The sequence below is a fragment of the Streptomyces sp. NPDC104307 genome (genome assembly GCF_055584045.1).
Window position 1 is genome coordinate 205,003 of sequence record NZ_JBVJMU010000004.1, and the last position, 14,190, is coordinate 219,192.

Below are 14,190 nucleotides of genomic sequence, written 5' to 3' on the forward strand. Positions count from 1 at the left end.
GGAGGACCTGACGCGCTTCCGATATGCTGCCAAGCAATGACGGAAATCCGCCACCAGCCCGTGGCGCCGACCCTCACTCGGTGGCTGGCGTCCGGAGCGGCCATCGACGCCCACCGCCACGACGGCCACCAGATCGTCTACGCGGGCCGCGGGGTGCTGGCCGTGACGACGAGTAAGGGCACCTGGGTCGCACCGGGCACACGTGCCATCTGGGTACCGGCCGGCACCGTGCACGCCCACCAGGCTCACGGCGAACTCGAACTGCACTTCGTCGGTCTGGACGCGGCTGACAACCCGCTCGGCCTGGACGAGCCGACCGTGCTGGCGGTCGGTCCTCTCCTGCGTGAACTGATCCTCGCCCACACGCGCACCCCGTACGACGACGGGCCGGAACGCGGCAGGCTGCGGGCCGTGCTGCTCGACCAGTTGCGGGCCTCGCCCCAGGAACCGCTGCACCTGCCCACTCCGACCGCTCCTCAGCTGCGGGCGGTGTGCGAGATCCTGCGCGCGAATCCGGCCGACGACCGCACGCTGGCCGCACTGGGCAGGGCGGCCGGTGCCAGCGACCGCACGCTCTCCCGCCTCTTCAAGGCCGATCTCGGGATGACGTTCACGCAGTGGCGCACCCAACTGCGCCTGTACCACGCGCTGGTCCTGCTCGCCGGGAACGTCCCGGTGACCACCGTGGCCCACCGGTGCGGCTGGTCGTCCGCCAGCGCGTTCATCGATGTCTTCCGCCGCGCCTTCGGGCACACGCCGGGCACGCACCGGCCCCGCTGACCGCCTCGGGCGGCCTCGCACCGGGTATCCCGTCGCACGGGCAGACTCGTCGTCCGCCTGCCTCGCCGTCCGGCCCGTGGCACTGTGGCGCCATGACCATCAAGGTTCGTCCGGCTACGGTCTTCAGGGACACCCGCACCCTGATCGGCCCGAAGTCGCCTGATGCCAACGTCTGCTGGTGCCTGAGCCACCGCATCCCCTCGAAGCTGAACAACGAGCTCCGGGGGCGGGCCCGGGGTGATTACGTGGCCGGGCTGTGCCGCGAGCAGCCCCCTCCGGGGGTCCTCGCCTACGACGGCGAGGAACCGGTCGGCTGGGCCGCCGTGGGACCGCGCGCGGACACCGTCTTCGCGCGCAGCCGCAAGGTTCCGCACGTCGACGACCTGCCCGTCTGGTCCCTCTGGTGCATCCGCGTGCGTCCCGGCCATCGCCGGAAGGGGATTTCCCACGCCCTCATCGCCGGTGCGGTGGACTTCGCCCGCGCCCAGGGCGCACCGGTGATCGAGGCCTATCCCCTCGACAACGGTGGCGCCAAAGTCGACCTGACGATGGCATACGCCGGAATCCGGAAGAACTTCGAGCGCGCCGGGTTCACCCACGCGGCCGACACCACTTCGGTGCTCGCCGGTCACCCCCGCGTCCTGATGCGGCTCGACCTGCGCTGACCGGCAAATCAACCGGTGCGCCCCGCGACGAACCGCCGTCGTCCGGTGCGCGTGGTTCACCGGCGGCCCAGTGCGGGGTAGTCGTTGTAGCCCTCCGCCCCGTGCACGTGCATCAGCAGTTCCGGGCGGATCTCGTTGAGGGGCGCGCCGGTGCGCAGCCTCTCGATGAAGTCGGGGTTGGCGAGGAAGCCCCGGCCCAGCGCGATCAGGTCGGCGCCGCCGGCCAGCAGCCGCTCGCCCCGCCGCTTGCCGCCGTCGGCCGCGCCCTCCTCACGGGAGAGCACCGGGTTCGCCATCAGCGTGCCGGGCCAGGCCTTGCGGATCCCGGCGAAGAGCGCGCTGTCCGGGTCGGCGTGGATCAGGTGCAGATAGACCGGGCCGATGTGCGCGAGGGCGGGGAGGAGCGCCCGGTAGATGTCCTCCGTGTCACCCTCCTCGACGCTGTTGACCCCCACTCCGGGCGAGATCCGTACCCCGACCCGGTCGGGGCCGATGGCTTCGGCGACGGCCCGGACCACCTCGGTGGTGAACCGGATCCGTCCCTCCGCCGGTCCGCCCCAGCCGTCGGTCCTGCGGTTGGTGTTCTTCGCCAGGAACTGATGGAGCAGATGGCCGTTGGCGGAATGCACCTCCACACCGGCGAAACCGGCCTCGACGGCGTTGCGTGCGGCGGTGGCGAAGTCCGCGATGGTGGACCTGATGTCCCGGACGCTCATCTCACGGGGCTCCACACCGCTCTGCGGTCCGCTGGGGGTGTGCAGCTCTTCCGGAAACCGTACGGCGGACGGGGCGAGTGGGAGGTGGCCGCTGGTGTCGGGATGGCCGACCCGGCCGCCGTGCTGCAACTGGAGGAACATCCGGGTGCCGGAAGCGGCGCGCACCGCGTCGGTGACCCGGCGCCAGCCGGCGATCTGCGCGGAGCTGTGGATGCCGGGGATGTGGGGGTAGGTCTGGCCGACGGGGTTCGGCGTCGTGCCCTCCGCGATGATGAGGCCGGCCGAGGAGCGCTGCGCGTAGTGGGTTGCCATCAGTTCACCGGGAACCCCGTCGGCTCCGGCCCGGTTACGGCTCAGCGGTGCCATCACGAGTCGGTTGGCCAGCTCCAGGGTGCCGAGGCGGGCCGGCTCGAACAGCTGGGATATGGCGGGGGCCTGCTGTGTGTTCGTCATGCCGGTAACGTAGAACCTGACATTGATGTGAAGTTCAAGTCGTGGGGTGGGACATGCGCATCGGGGAACTGGCGTCACGCACGGGTGTCAGCGAGCGGTCGCTGCGTTATTACGAGGAGCAGCGCCTGCTCGCGTCCAGCCGGACGCCCGGCGGCCACCGGAACTTCTCCGAACGCGCCGTCGATCGTGTCATCCGCATCCAGGAGCTCTACGCGGCAGGACTTCACAGCTCAGCGATCGCGCGGATCCTGCCCTGCATGCGTGACGACGACGGCGGCCCGGCCGCCAACGCCACCCCGGCGCTGGTCGCCGAACTCACCACCGAGCGGGACCGGATCGACCGCACCGTCAATGACCTGCTGCGCTCACGCGACGTCCTGGACCAGGTGATCAGCACCGCGGCGGGCGAAAGCGCTTCAGAGCCTCGGGAGAGGGAGCGGCCCCGGCGGTGAGAGGCCGTGGGCGGCCCGGCCCGTGGGGTGCCCGGACGAAACCAGCAGGGCCCGGAACCGTGTGGTTCCGGGCCCTGCTTCGAAAGTAGCGGGGACAGGATTTGAACCTGCGACCTCTGGGTTATGAGCCCAGCGAGCTACCGAGCTGCTCCACCCCGCGTCGTTGTGATTCCCACCCTACGCCACCCCGGCGGGCGCCCCGACCACCTCTCGGCGCATTCGTAGCAGTCGGTCACCGTTCGAGATGCAGTCGCGCGGGAGCGCTGATTCGCTGGTGGCGTCGGCTCTCCCCCGAGATCCAGGAGTGATCATGAGCGTTGCGGATGAGTCCGGAGGCCGCGCCGAGCGTATTCGCGCCAAGGCGCAGGAAATGCAGGAGGCCGCCGAGCGGGCCTCCGATCCACAGGAGCGGGAGCGCCTCAAGGACAAGGCCCGCCGGCTCCAGGAGCGAAGTGATCAGGTGAGTACGAAGGGCGACCGGGGCGTGAATCCCCTCTGAGCCCCTCGTGAGATCCCGGTCGGCCGCCGTCCGCAGGTGCGGTGGTCACGCCGTCCGCAGGTGCGGTGGTCACGGCGGGGCGGCCGGGCGCGAGCGCCGCGGTGTCCCGGCCGCGGCGCTACTGGGTGAATCGGGGAAGCCACTTCACTAGGTAGTCGGGGTGCCCCGCGTGCTCGGCGGCCATCTGCCGGACCACGAACCCGAGACCGAAGGCGCGCCCCGAGGCGAAGTCCCGCTCGGGGCGGTCGGTGTCCAGCGCGGCCACCTCCGCGTACTCGTCCAGGAGCACCCGGCTGGTCTCGATGCGCTGGAGAGTGCGCGCGGGATCCTGCCGGGCGATGTGGTGGTTGTAGCCGTGCGTCCGCAGACTGAACGCGATCGCGCCGGTGCGGTCGTGGATTTCGCCCGGCACCTCGGCCGGACACCGCCACCCCTCACCACCGGCCGCACGCGCGACGTCTTCTTCCTCGTCGAGACGCGCCCGGACGAACGCGACCAGGCGGACATTGTCTGTCATCAGGTTCTGAATCCTTCCCACTCGGCCCCGCACCTCAAGGGGCCGTGCTGGAGAGTATCCCGCCGCGCCGGGTGCCCCGTAGCAGCTCATCGCCCACCGTGTGTCCGCTGTCGATGCGCGCGGGGCTCCCGGGCGGCCGTTCCCCGCAGTCCGGCGAGAGGTCCGGGGCGGGGAAGGCCGGAGGCCCCACGGTTCCGGGGAGGGGAACCGGTGGGGCCTCCGGGGCGCACTCAGCGATACGGCCGCGCCCCGTTCTCGTACCGTGCCCGGCCGGTCAGTGGCCGGTCTCCGCCGGTTCCAGGAGGAAGACCGGGATCTGGCGGTCGGTCTTCTTCTGGTAGTCGGCGTAGTCGGGGAACGCCTCGACGGCTCGCTCCCACCAGACCGCCTTCTCGTCCCCCGTCACCTCCCGGACGTTCATGTCCTGGCGCACCGGGCCGTCCTGCAGTTCGGCACGCGGGTCGGCAGTGAGGTTGTAGTACCAGACGGGGTGCTCGGGGGCTCCACCCTTCGAGGCGACCACCGCGTACACGCCGTTGTGCTCTACGCGCATGAGCGGAGTCTTGCGGATCTTCCCGCTCCTGGCGCCCCGGGTGGTCAGGATGATGACGGGCAGGTCCCGCATCGTCGTCCCTTCCGTACCGCCCGAACTCTCGTACTGCTCGACCTGGTCCCGAACCCACTCGGAGGGGCTGGGCTCGTACTCACCCTGGAGAGGCATGATGTCTGTCCCGTCGTCGACGATCCGGCCGTGACGCTTCATCGGCCGCCATTCCTCATCATCGCGTCAACCGTATCGGCCGCCCCGAATCCCGTGCGCGGCCGACGTGTCGCGTCGGGCGGCGTCAGCCGTGGGGCCGGCGTCCGTAGCCGCTGCGCCTGCGGGCGGCCGACACGAAGCCGCCGATCGCGAACACCGCCAGCCCGGCGGCGCCTCCGATCACCGCGAGCACCAAGGTCCTGGTCCGTCTCGGGGCGAGCGGCTCGCGCGCGCCCCGGAACCGGGCGCCGAGAAGGCCGAGGGCCTCGCTCCTGCCCGGCCCGGACGCGTTGAGCGGACCGCGCACCAGTACCACCGCCGCCCTGGCGCCCGCGTCCCGGCCCGGTACGGTGCGCGCGGCCTCCGCGACCGGTACCGCTCCCGCGCTCAGCGCCACGGTGAGGACGACCGCGAAGGCGTATCCGCGACGCGAACGCGCCCCCGCACGGCAGGGAGCCGGGCGGCCGGGACCGAGGAGCTTCGATATGAGCATGCTGAATCCGTTTCTGCCGACGCGGTGACGGACTCAGCGTCGCGGTGCCCGGCCGGATCGGCGCGGCCCGGACAGCATGCGGGTGACGGGGCCTGCCATCCGGGTGCCGCCCGCCGGACAGGCCCTAAACGTCCCGCCGCCGGGGTCGGTGCCCGGACTGGATCGCGGCGGCACGGCAAGGACCCCCGCCCGGTACCGGGCAGGGGTCCCTCCTGCTACGCGCCCGCCGAAGGTGGCGCCGTGGCCGGCCACGGCCCTCCGGGGCGGCGGGGCGGTGCGTGCGGGATCAGCTGACGTTGACGTCGATGCACGCGTAGAAGGCGTTGGCCGTGTCGGCGATGTTCCAGACCGCGAGGACCTTCTGCTGGCCCTTGAGGCTGCCGAAATCGACCTGGTGGGTCACGGTCGCACCGGGCTGGGCGCCGTTGTCGTTGAACTCCGCGATCTTCTGGCCGCTCGCGAAGTACTCCCATGTGCTGGTGGAATGACGAGCCGTCAGCACCCACTGGAACGAGGTACTGGAACTCACCGGAGTGACCTTCCAGCCCTTGGCGTCGTCGTCGAGCTCGGCGAACGCGCTGTTGCCGCCGCTGCAACTGGTCAGCCCCTTGGGGCCTTCCACGCTCTGGGGCTCGTAGGTGATGGAACCGCAGCTGACCGTTCCGGCGGCACACTGCGCCTGCCTGCTCGGCGGTGACGAGATGTAGCCGTGCGCGCTGGCCGACCCTGCCGGGAGGGACAGGGCGAGTACCGGTGCGAGTACGGCACCGACGGCTACGGCGGTCTTCCTTTTCGCGTGCATGCTTCTCCTTCACATGAGGCATCGCTGCGACGCGGGCGGACTGTGGGGAGCCCGATAGCGGCAGTCCAGCCTCTCAGGTGTGGGGCCAAGAGGCGCGAAGGGAACGGCAGGATCCATGACCGGACACACCCCGGGAATGCGGATGTCCGGCGCCGTCCCTGCACTTGGACTAGACCATACCCATCGAGGCGTGACCGTCAAGAGTGCGGCACTTCAAGGGAGTTGAGCGAGGTACCGGCGCGGGGACCGGAGCCGGTCGGCGAAGCCCGGTCCGCCCGGTGGCCGGTCCTACTTTCGGGCGTCACCGTAATGGACCGTGACCTCCTTGAAGCCGAGCGAGCCGAGCAGCCCCTGGAGCATGGCGGTGGTGTTCTTCTCGGCGCGCTGTGTCAGCCCGCTCTCCTTCGCCGCCTCACCGATGTGCTGGGCCGCCAGCTTGTTCACCGCCTGCTCGCTGCCGGGGTTGTCGGAGAAGAAGTCCCCGATCCGGTCGAAGAGCCCGCGCTGCTTGGACACCGCGTAGGAGCGGTCGGGATCGAGGGCCGGTTTCCCGAGGACGGCGTGCGGCAGCCGGAGCTCGGCCGTCGTCCGGTCCTTGTTGACGACGACTCCGTTGTCGGCGACGTCGCCCAGGTCGACGGAGGCGCCGACCGTGCCCGCGCCGACGTACAGGGTGCGCGAACCCCGGATCGCGTCGGGGATGAACTTCGTGTCCTTCTCCAGATCGACGACGACCTGGAAATTGCCCGCCGCCGCCTCGTACCTGCTCATGTCACGAATCGACTTGAGTACGGCCGGGCCTGAGCGGTCATGGGTCTTCTCGCCGAAGATGTCACCCAGCCCCGGCAGCAGGCTGAGCCGCGTGCCGAGGAGAAGCAGCGCGACGGCGACCGCGCCGATCGCGACCGCCCTTCCCCATCGTCGGCCGCGGCGGGGGCCGTTGCCTCGGCGGCCGTCCGCTCGCCCGTCGGACTCGCCCGGTGCGTCTGTCGGTACGTCGGTGGAAGTCATACTCCCCGTGTGACCCGACTGTCCGGATTCACTCCGCCGCCCGCCGCGGTTCCGCTCGATTCCGTACCTTGATACAGACGGCCGGGCGTAGTCCTCGGCGGCGGTGGCCGGTTGCCTCTCGGCGGGTGCACGACGCGAACACTCTGCTGCCGCATCCACGTATCGGTGTCGTCGGACGATGACCTGGTGACGGATGTCGTGATGGCGCTCACGAGCCCGAGGACCAGGAAGAGCACCAGCAGCGCCTTGGCCGCGCCGCTCATGACCAGTGGCCGGGTGGCGGAGCGCCCCTGCCGCTCCGGCACGGACAGCGCGTCCTCGCCGAAGAGACGCTTGGGGTAGGCGGGGCTGAGCAACGACAGGTAGGCGGACACGCGCATGTCGTAGCGCAGCGTGGCAGCCGTGGCCTGGAAGAGGGGGCGGGGCATACGTCCCAGGATCAGCGTGATCAGCCACCACAGGATCGCCAGGGCGTACCAGCCGGACGTGACGAGGCTCTGCACGATCGCGGCGGGGATCACCAGGATCAGCCGGAAGAAGACGGCCAGCCGGTTCAGCCGGGTCGGGCGGACGTCGATCTGAACCGGCCAGTCGGGCGGCGGGTTCAGCGCGAAGGGCGGATAGCGGTCGATGAGCAGCATGCCGCTCGCTCCGACCCTCGTCCGGTAGCCGAGCACCCCGGCGAGGAAGCGGAAGACGGGCTCCGGCAGCCGTCCCAGTACGAGGGCGGCGAACCAGCCGAACACGGCGGTGAAGAAGGCCGCGATCTCCAGGAAGAACAGCACGACGAAATGCGGAATCAGCAGGAGCAGCCGGACCAGGACGGTGAGCCGGCGCTGGCGGATGGGCTCGATGAGGTCCAGCACGGGCAGGAATTCATCCGCGTCCCCCGCCCTCCGCCCCGGGCTCCACTGGGCGTCGGCCATGGCGTTCCCCTCCGGCAGGTGATCGCGTACGCCCTCTGCGCACTCCGCGTCCCCTACGCTCGGGCCCGGGAAACCGGCCCGCAAACGGCCACGGGCCGATCGGGTGCCCGCCGGTCCGGGCCCGGGACGGTCAGCGGCCTCGGAACCGGTCCAGCAGCGCACGGCCCGGATTGGTGCGTTCCCTGTCCGCACGCGGGGCCTTGCCGGGGGCTGCCGGGGACTTGGGCTTGGCCGTTGTGGCGCCGGACTTCGGCGTGGGCTTGGGCTTTGCCGTTGTGGCGGCCACTTCGGGCTTGCTCGTTGCGACGGGCCTGGGCCTGGGCTTCGTGTTCGCCCCGGCCTTCGTCTTCGGCTTCGTCACTGGTTTCTTCGCGGGTTGCTTCGAGGACTCGGCCGTCGGCTTCGTCCGTGCCGCGACCTTCGCCCATGCCCCCTGCCAGGATCGACGGCGCGAATCCGTCTCGTGCGCGTCGCGGGCTGCCGGCTTCGGCGCACGGGTGCGTTCGTCCGCCGGCTCCGGCACCGGCTCCGGCCCGGCCGCGAGCACGTGGTAGCGGTGGCTCAGGCGACGGCCCAGCAGCAGATAGCCGAGGAGCGCTCCCGCGGTGTTGAGAATGACGTCGTCGACGTCGAAGGCCCGCCCGGCGACGAGCGCGCCCTGCACCAGTTCGACCACCGCTATGACCAGCACGGTCAGCAGGACCATGCGGATCATCCGCAGGCGGCGCGGTACGAGAATGGGCAGAAGCACGCCGAACGGCATGCCCAGCACCAGGTTTCCGCCCGCCTGCTTGCAGGCCGCGAGAAAGGTGTAGTCCTCGGCGTACTGCCGCAGTGAGCGGCCGGGACGCAGATTCGACTTCACGAGTTCCTCCGAGGCCGGCGACGGGGTCAGCGTCACCTTCGCCAGCACGACGGAGAAACAGACCATGGCCAGGAAGGCCAGCACCAGGAAGGTCACCTGCAGAAGAACGCTTCCCCATGTTCTGCGCCGCGTTCCGCTCTGCGTACCACTCTCAGCCTCTGCGTTCATGGGCGACAGTTGCCCCGGTCCGGACGGACCACACCTGGCCGGTGGAGCCGCCGCGGAATTGGCGCGCCCCTGCGGAGCCGTGGAGCTGACCTCCGTACGGCGGAGCAGCCGTGGCCGCGCGGTCAGCCCCGGTCCGCGAGAACCTCACGGGCCGCACGCGCACCGGAGGCGAGCGCTCCCTGCACCGATCCGGTCGCGCGGTGATCCCCGCACACGTACCGGCCCGGTCCGACCCGTGAGGTGCGGGACAACGGCCACGGCGGCGGCATCGCGGGCAGCGCTCCCGGCACCGAGTAGGTGGCGAGCAGGTCCCAGGCGGCGGTGTCGGTCGCGTGGACCTCCGCGAGATCCCCCCGCACCCGCGCTTCCCGGCCCGGGGCGTCGGAGCCCGCCACCGAGGTCGAGACCAGCGCGTACCCGGCGGGTGCGCAGCCGGGTACGGCCTCGCTGAGTACCACGGTGTTCAGGAAGCGGCGCCTGCTGTCGACGAGCAGGGTCGGTTCCCGCAACGGGGACGAACGGGCCACGTGGTAGTACGTCGTGACGGTGCGGGTCTCCGGAACCGTCAGGCCGGGCAGCAGCCGCGCGGCCCTTTCCGGGCCCGTCGCCACCACTACGGCGGACGCGGGAAGCTCCGTACCGTCCTCGCGGAGCACACCGTCGTCGGTGAGGCCGCGCACGGGGGTGTCCACGGACAGGGTGCGCGGCGGCAGCGCCTGGGCGAGCGCCGCCGGTACGGCTCCGATGCCGGCTGCGGGCAGGCAGAGGGTGCCGCGCAGCATGCTGCGCCAGACGAGGTGGAAGACGCGGGAAGAGGTCTCCAGTTCCTCCTCCAGGAAGACGCCCGACAGGAAAGGCTGGAGCAGGGTCCGCACCAACTCCTCGGAGATGCCCGCATCGGCCAGTTCGGTGCGGGTCGTGCGATCGGCGCGCCGCTTGATCGCGCTCACCGGGCCGAGCATGTCCCGGGCCGAGAGCACTCCGAGCGCCAGCAGATCGCGGCCGGAGGCGATTCGTCCGGGCAGCAGTTCACGGGCCGAACCGGGGCGGCGGGTCGGGTCGCTGAACCGGACCCGGCCGGTGGAGCCGGTCCCGGTCTGCACGAGCATGCCGGGGGTGAAGGGGTGCAGTCGCAGATCACGGAGGGTCAGACGCTTTCTGACCTGCGGGTAGGACGTGTTGAACACCTGGAAGCCCCGGTCGAGGAGGAAGCCGTCCCGGCGGTCGGTACGCATGCGGCCCCCCACTCCGTCCGACGCCTCCAGGAGGCGGACGGAGAGTCCGGCGGCGGTCAGATCGGCCGCACAGGCGAGGCCTGCCGCTCCCGCTCCGATCACGATGACATCGGGCCGGGGCTCCGCGGGGTTCGCCATGGGATTCACCTTTCGTGCGGGCTGCCGGCCACGGCCGGGAGCCGGACCCGTCCGACCGGTTCGGTCCGGACCGGTCTCATCGCGCATGCTCCCAGCTCGGGCCGGAGCGGTCCGGCAGGCGGCGGGCGGCGCGTCTCACCGGGCGCACAGTCCGGTGAGCATCCTGATCGCCTCGGCCAGCTCCCGCGGCCGGTGGGTGCCGGGCGTCGGGGGTCCCGCCCAGCCTGGTCCGGCGAGCAGCACGGCCGGACGGGTCCTGGCGCCCCGTACCCCCCGTTCGCTGGATGCCACGTGGTGTGCCAGCGGGCGTGCCGCCGTGTTCCGCGACTGGGACCACAGCACCACGGCCGCCGGGCCGGTCCTGCGCACGGCCTCGCTCAACGCCTCGCCCGGCACCGACGCACCGAACATCCTTACGCCCAGGCCCCGTTCGGTGAGGCAGGCGGCGAGTGCCTCCAGGGGAAGCGTGTGTGTCTCGCCCGGTGTGCAGGCCAGCAGGGTGAGCCCGGTGCCGTCCTCGGCGGCGGCGGGCCGCACGGCCACCCGACGCAGGGCGCTGGAGACGTGCCAGGACAGCAGGTGCTCGACCTCGACGTACTTCTCACCGGACGTCTGCCATTTGCGTCCCACCGCGTGCAGTGTCGGCATGATCACCTGGTCCCAGGCGGCCACCGGTCCGTACCGGTCGATCGCGGCGGTCAGCCGGTCGTCGATGGTCCGCGTGTCCAGCCGGAGTGCCGCGCTCATGAGCCCTCGGCGTTCGTGGCGTGCGGCGTCCGGGCCGAGCCCGTCCGGATCCCTTTCCTCCGCGTCGGAGGGCACCGGAAGGCGCGCGGGGAGCACCGAGTGGTGTGCGGCGGCTGGAGGCCGCGTACCGGTAGCCGCGTTCAGTGCCGTGCGGGCGGCCTCCGCCGGGGGTACACCGGAGCCGGTCAGCTCACACATGTGTTCCAGTACGGCGATGTCCTCGGCCGTCCACCGCCGGTGCCTGCCTCCCTGCCTGCGGGCGGGGCCGATGCCGTAGCGGCGGTCCCAGGTGCGGAGTGTCGTCGGCGCGACGCCGAGCCGGCGTGCCACTGTGCCGGTGGTCAGGCCTTGGTCGGCGGTTCCTGCCTGGGCCCGCTCCGTGGAGGACGGCATGCGTTTGATCATACGACGCAGAATCGACGCAGCTTGTCCCGGCGAGTGCGCTGTTGGAACGCTGCCGGTCACGGGCCCCCGTCGGAGGCCCGGAGAGCACACCGGACTTCTCCGGCCGGCCGCGGCCGTGGACGCGGCTCCTGGGCCGGGGCGCCCGGAGGAAGGACAGCCATGACCGCGCTCGCACCGCAGGACACGCGGCCCGGCAGGCCCGATCCGCGACCGTGTGCCGCGCAGGACCTCGCCGACGAGGAGCTCGCCGCCGGTCTGGTGCGCGGCAGCGAGGACTGCTTCGCCGCCGCCTACCGGAGGTGGGGCGCGCTCGTGCACTCCCTGGCCGCCCGGTCCCTGGGTGACAGCCGTGAGGCGGAGGACGTCACCCAGCAGGTCTTCCTGGCCGCCTGGCGCGGCAGGCTCGGCTACCGTCCGGAGCGCGGCCCGCTGCCCGGCTGGCTCGTGGGCATCACCCGGCGCAAGGTCGCGGACGCGCTCGCCGCCCGTACCCGACGCGCCGAACTGGCCGCCGCGACGGCGGCGCGGATGCGGCTGGTGGAATCCGGCGCGGCCGCGGGTCCGGACTCGGCGCTGGACCGGGTCCTGGTCGGTACGGAGCTGGGGAAGCTGCCCCAGGTACAGCGCCGGATCCTGCACATGGCCTATTACGACGGCCTCCCCCAGACCCGCATCGCGGAGCTGACGGGGCTCCCGCTCGGCACGGTCAAGAGCCATGTGCGCCGCGCGCTGCACCGGATCCGGCGCTCGCTGTCCGGGGGCGAAACGGAGCCCTGACCGGGCGGATCGGCAACCGGTACGGATCGCCGGCCGGGGCGTGGCGCGGCCACCGACGCACAATCGACGCGCCTCGCCCCGGGCCCCCGCGACTGTGACCATGGGCGGGTGCGTCCGCCGCATCCGGACGCCTCGGAGAGCGTGATGCGTGAGGACGAGGCACGGTGAAGCGAGCGGTAACCGGCCGATGCGGAGAGCCCATGAGGACCAACAGCACGGAAATGCCCGAGAAGCCCCTGCACTGTCTGGTGACCGGGGCCACCGGATACATCGGGGGCCGGCTGGTGCCCGAGCTACTGGAGGCCGGGCACCGGGTGCGGTGCATGGTGCGCACCCCCCGGAAACTACGGGACTACCCGTGGGCCGCGGATGTCGAGATCGTCCGGGGCGATGTCACCGACGCGGACTCGGTCGCCTCCGCCATGGCGGACATCGACGTGGCCTACTACCTGGTGCACGCGCTGACGACCGGTGCGGACTTCGAGGAGACGGACCGCGGGGCGGCCACGGTGTTCGCGGAGTCGGCCGCCGGGGAAGGCGTCGGCCGGATCGTCTATCTCGGCGGGCTCACGCCGCCCGGCGTACCCGATCAGGAGCTCTCGCCGCATCTGCGCTCGCGCGCCGAGGTCGGCAGGATCCTGCTGGATTCCGGGGTCCCGACCACGGCCTTGCGAGCCGCGGTCATCATCGGATCCGGTTCGGCGTCGTTCGAGATGCTGCGCTACCTCACGGAACGGCTGCCCGTCATGGTGACGCCGAGCTGGGTGTCGACCCGGATCCAGCCGATCGCGGTCCGGGACGTGCTGCGCTACCTCGTGGGCAGCGCCCGGATGCCCCGGGACGTGAACCGCGCGTTCGACATCGGTGGGCCGGACGTCATCACGTACCGCGAGATGATGCAGCGGTACGCGGAGATCGCGGCGCTCCCGCACCGGCTGATCCTGCCCGTCCCGATGCTGACGCCACGGCTGTCCAGTCACTGGATCGGGCTGGTCACGCCCGTCCCCAGGTCGATCGCGCGGCCGCTCGCGGAGTCGCTGCGGTACGAGGTCGTGTGCCAGGAGCACGACATCGCGCGGTATGTGACCGACGGGCCGGGGCAGCCCTTCACGTTCGAGAAGGCCCTGCATCTCGCCCTCCAGCGGGTGCGCGAGGCCCGGGTCACCACCCGCTGGTCGTCGGCGTCGGTGCCCGGCGTGCCCAGCGACCCGCTGCCCACCGACCCCGACTGGGCCGGCGGCAGCCTGTACACGGATGTGCGGGAACTCGACGTCGATGCGTCGCAGGAGGCCCTCTGGAAGGTCGTCGAGGGCATCGGCGGCGACCACGGCTGGTATTCGTTCCCGCTGGCGTGGGCCGTACGGGGCTGGCTCGACCGGCTGGTGGGAGGGGTGGGCCTGCGCCGCGGGCGCCGGGACACCGACCGGCTGCGGGTGGGTGACTCCCTGGACTTCTGGCGGGTCGAGGAGATCGAGCCCGGCCGCCTGCTGCGGCTGCGCGCGGAGATGCGGCTGCCCGGACTGGCCTGGCTGGAGATGTACGCGGAACGGGACGAGCGGGGCCGGGCGCACTTCCGGCAGCGGGCACTGTTCCATCCCCGCGGACTGCTCGGCCACGCGTACTGGTGGAGCGTCTCGCCGTTCCACGCGATCGTGTTCGGCGGCATGGCCCGCAACATCGCACGGGCGGCCGCGGCGCTGCCGCCCTCCCCGGCGGCGGAGGAACGTGGCGCGCTGTCCCGGTGACCACCGCATCCGCCGGGGGCCCTCGGACGGAACAGA

Annotated in this window: 15 protein-coding genes, 1 tRNA gene and 1 pseudogene; 6 read left to right on the plus strand and 11 right to left on the minus strand. The window is 71.7% G+C overall.

Annotated elements, in window-relative coordinates:
• Positions 1-36 precede the first annotated feature (36 nt).
• Entirely contained in the window at positions 37-780 is a 744-nt protein-coding gene (locus ACZ601_RS13825; RefSeq protein ID WP_440575014.1) for an AraC family transcriptional regulator, read from the plus strand.
• 92 nt (positions 781-872) lie between these two features.
• Positions 873-1,445, plus strand: a complete 573-nt coding sequence (locus ACZ601_RS13830) for a GNAT family N-acetyltransferase (protein ID WP_469536947.1) — start codon at positions 873-875, stop codon at positions 1,443-1,445.
• A 56-nt stretch (positions 1,446-1,501) separates the two neighbouring features.
• Here ACZ601_RS13830 and ACZ601_RS13835 read toward each other — a convergent pair whose 3' ends face one another.
• Positions 1,502-2,614 carry an alkene reductase gene (locus ACZ601_RS13835; RefSeq protein ID WP_469536949.1) on the minus strand — a complete coding sequence of 371 codons (1,113 nt, stop codon included), beginning with the start codon at positions 2,612-2,614 and terminating at the stop codon, positions 1,502-1,504.
• A 53-nt stretch (positions 2,615-2,667) separates the two neighbouring features.
• Between ACZ601_RS13835 and ACZ601_RS13840 the strand changes: the two genes are divergently transcribed.
• Positions 2,668-3,066, plus strand: a complete 399-nt coding sequence (locus tag ACZ601_RS13840) for a MerR family transcriptional regulator (protein WP_469536952.1) — start codon at positions 2,668-2,670, stop codon at positions 3,064-3,066.
• 86 nt (positions 3,067-3,152) lie between these two features.
• On the opposite strand, the gene ACZ601_RS13845 is transcribed toward ACZ601_RS13840, so the two are convergent.
• A tRNA-Met gene (locus ACZ601_RS13845) sits at positions 3,153-3,226 on the minus strand.
• A 150-nt stretch (positions 3,227-3,376) separates the two neighbouring features.
• Here ACZ601_RS13845 and ACZ601_RS13850 point away from each other — a divergent pair.
• Positions 3,377-3,565, plus strand: coding sequence for a DUF6381 family protein (locus ACZ601_RS13850; RefSeq protein ID WP_385038336.1), 189 nt, complete (start codon positions 3,377-3,379; stop codon positions 3,563-3,565).
• 118 nt (positions 3,566-3,683) lie between these two features.
• Here ACZ601_RS13850 and ACZ601_RS13855 read toward each other — a convergent pair whose 3' ends face one another.
• From ACZ601_RS13855 to ACZ601_RS13895, 9 genes and pseudogenes are all read right to left on the minus strand, one after another.
• Positions 3,684-4,082, minus strand: a complete 399-nt coding sequence (locus ACZ601_RS13855; RefSeq protein WP_469536955.1) for a DUF6221 family protein — start codon at positions 4,080-4,082, stop codon at positions 3,684-3,686.
• Positions 4,083-4,356: 274 nt separating this feature from the next.
• Positions 4,357-4,803 (minus strand): nitroreductase family deazaflavin-dependent oxidoreductase, encoded by a 447-nt coding sequence (locus ACZ601_RS13860; protein WP_440575029.1) that lies wholly within the window; start codon positions 4,801-4,803, stop codon positions 4,357-4,359.
• 124 nt (positions 4,804-4,927) lie between these two features.
• Positions 4,928-5,335: a hypothetical protein gene (locus ACZ601_RS13865; RefSeq protein ID WP_469536958.1), complete on the minus strand. Its 408-nt coding sequence runs from the start codon at positions 5,333-5,335 to the stop codon at positions 4,928-4,930.
• Between the two features lie 286 nt (positions 5,336-5,621).
• Positions 5,622-6,137: a lytic polysaccharide monooxygenase auxiliary activity family 9 protein gene (locus ACZ601_RS13870; protein ID WP_469536961.1), complete on the minus strand. Its 516-nt coding sequence runs from the start codon at positions 6,135-6,137 to the stop codon at positions 5,622-5,624.
• A gap of 288 nt (positions 6,138-6,425) precedes the next feature.
• Positions 6,426-7,148, minus strand: coding sequence for a DUF4230 domain-containing protein (locus ACZ601_RS13875; RefSeq protein ID WP_440575021.1), 723 nt, complete (start codon positions 7,146-7,148; stop codon positions 6,426-6,428).
• Positions 7,149-7,306: 158 nt separating this feature from the next.
• Positions 7,307-8,074: pseudogene (locus ACZ601_RS13880) on the minus strand (DUF4389 domain-containing protein); the annotation flags it as partial.
• Between the two features lie 130 nt (positions 8,075-8,204).
• Positions 8,205-9,107, minus strand: coding sequence for a VanZ family protein (locus ACZ601_RS13885; RefSeq protein WP_469536963.1), 903 nt, complete (start codon positions 9,105-9,107; stop codon positions 8,205-8,207).
• A gap of 122 nt (positions 9,108-9,229) precedes the next feature.
• Positions 9,230-10,480 (minus strand): NAD(P)/FAD-dependent oxidoreductase, encoded by a 1,251-nt coding sequence (locus ACZ601_RS13890; protein ID WP_469536966.1) that lies wholly within the window; start codon positions 10,478-10,480, stop codon positions 9,230-9,232.
• A 135-nt stretch (positions 10,481-10,615) separates the two neighbouring features.
• A complete protein-coding gene (locus ACZ601_RS13895) occupies positions 10,616-11,620 on the minus strand; it encodes a MerR family transcriptional regulator (RefSeq protein ID WP_469536968.1) in 1,005 nt (334 codons plus the stop codon).
• A 171-nt stretch (positions 11,621-11,791) separates the two neighbouring features.
• Between ACZ601_RS13895 and ACZ601_RS13900 the strand changes: the two genes are divergently transcribed.
• Positions 11,792-12,409: a sigma-70 family RNA polymerase sigma factor gene (locus tag ACZ601_RS13900; protein ID WP_440575025.1), complete on the plus strand. Its 618-nt coding sequence runs from the start codon at positions 11,792-11,794 to the stop codon at positions 12,407-12,409.
• A gap of 200 nt (positions 12,410-12,609) precedes the next feature.
• Positions 12,610-14,154, plus strand: coding sequence for an SDR family oxidoreductase (locus tag ACZ601_RS13905; RefSeq protein WP_469536971.1), 1,545 nt, complete (start codon positions 12,610-12,612; stop codon positions 14,152-14,154).
• Positions 14,155-14,190: the final 36 nt, after the last annotated feature.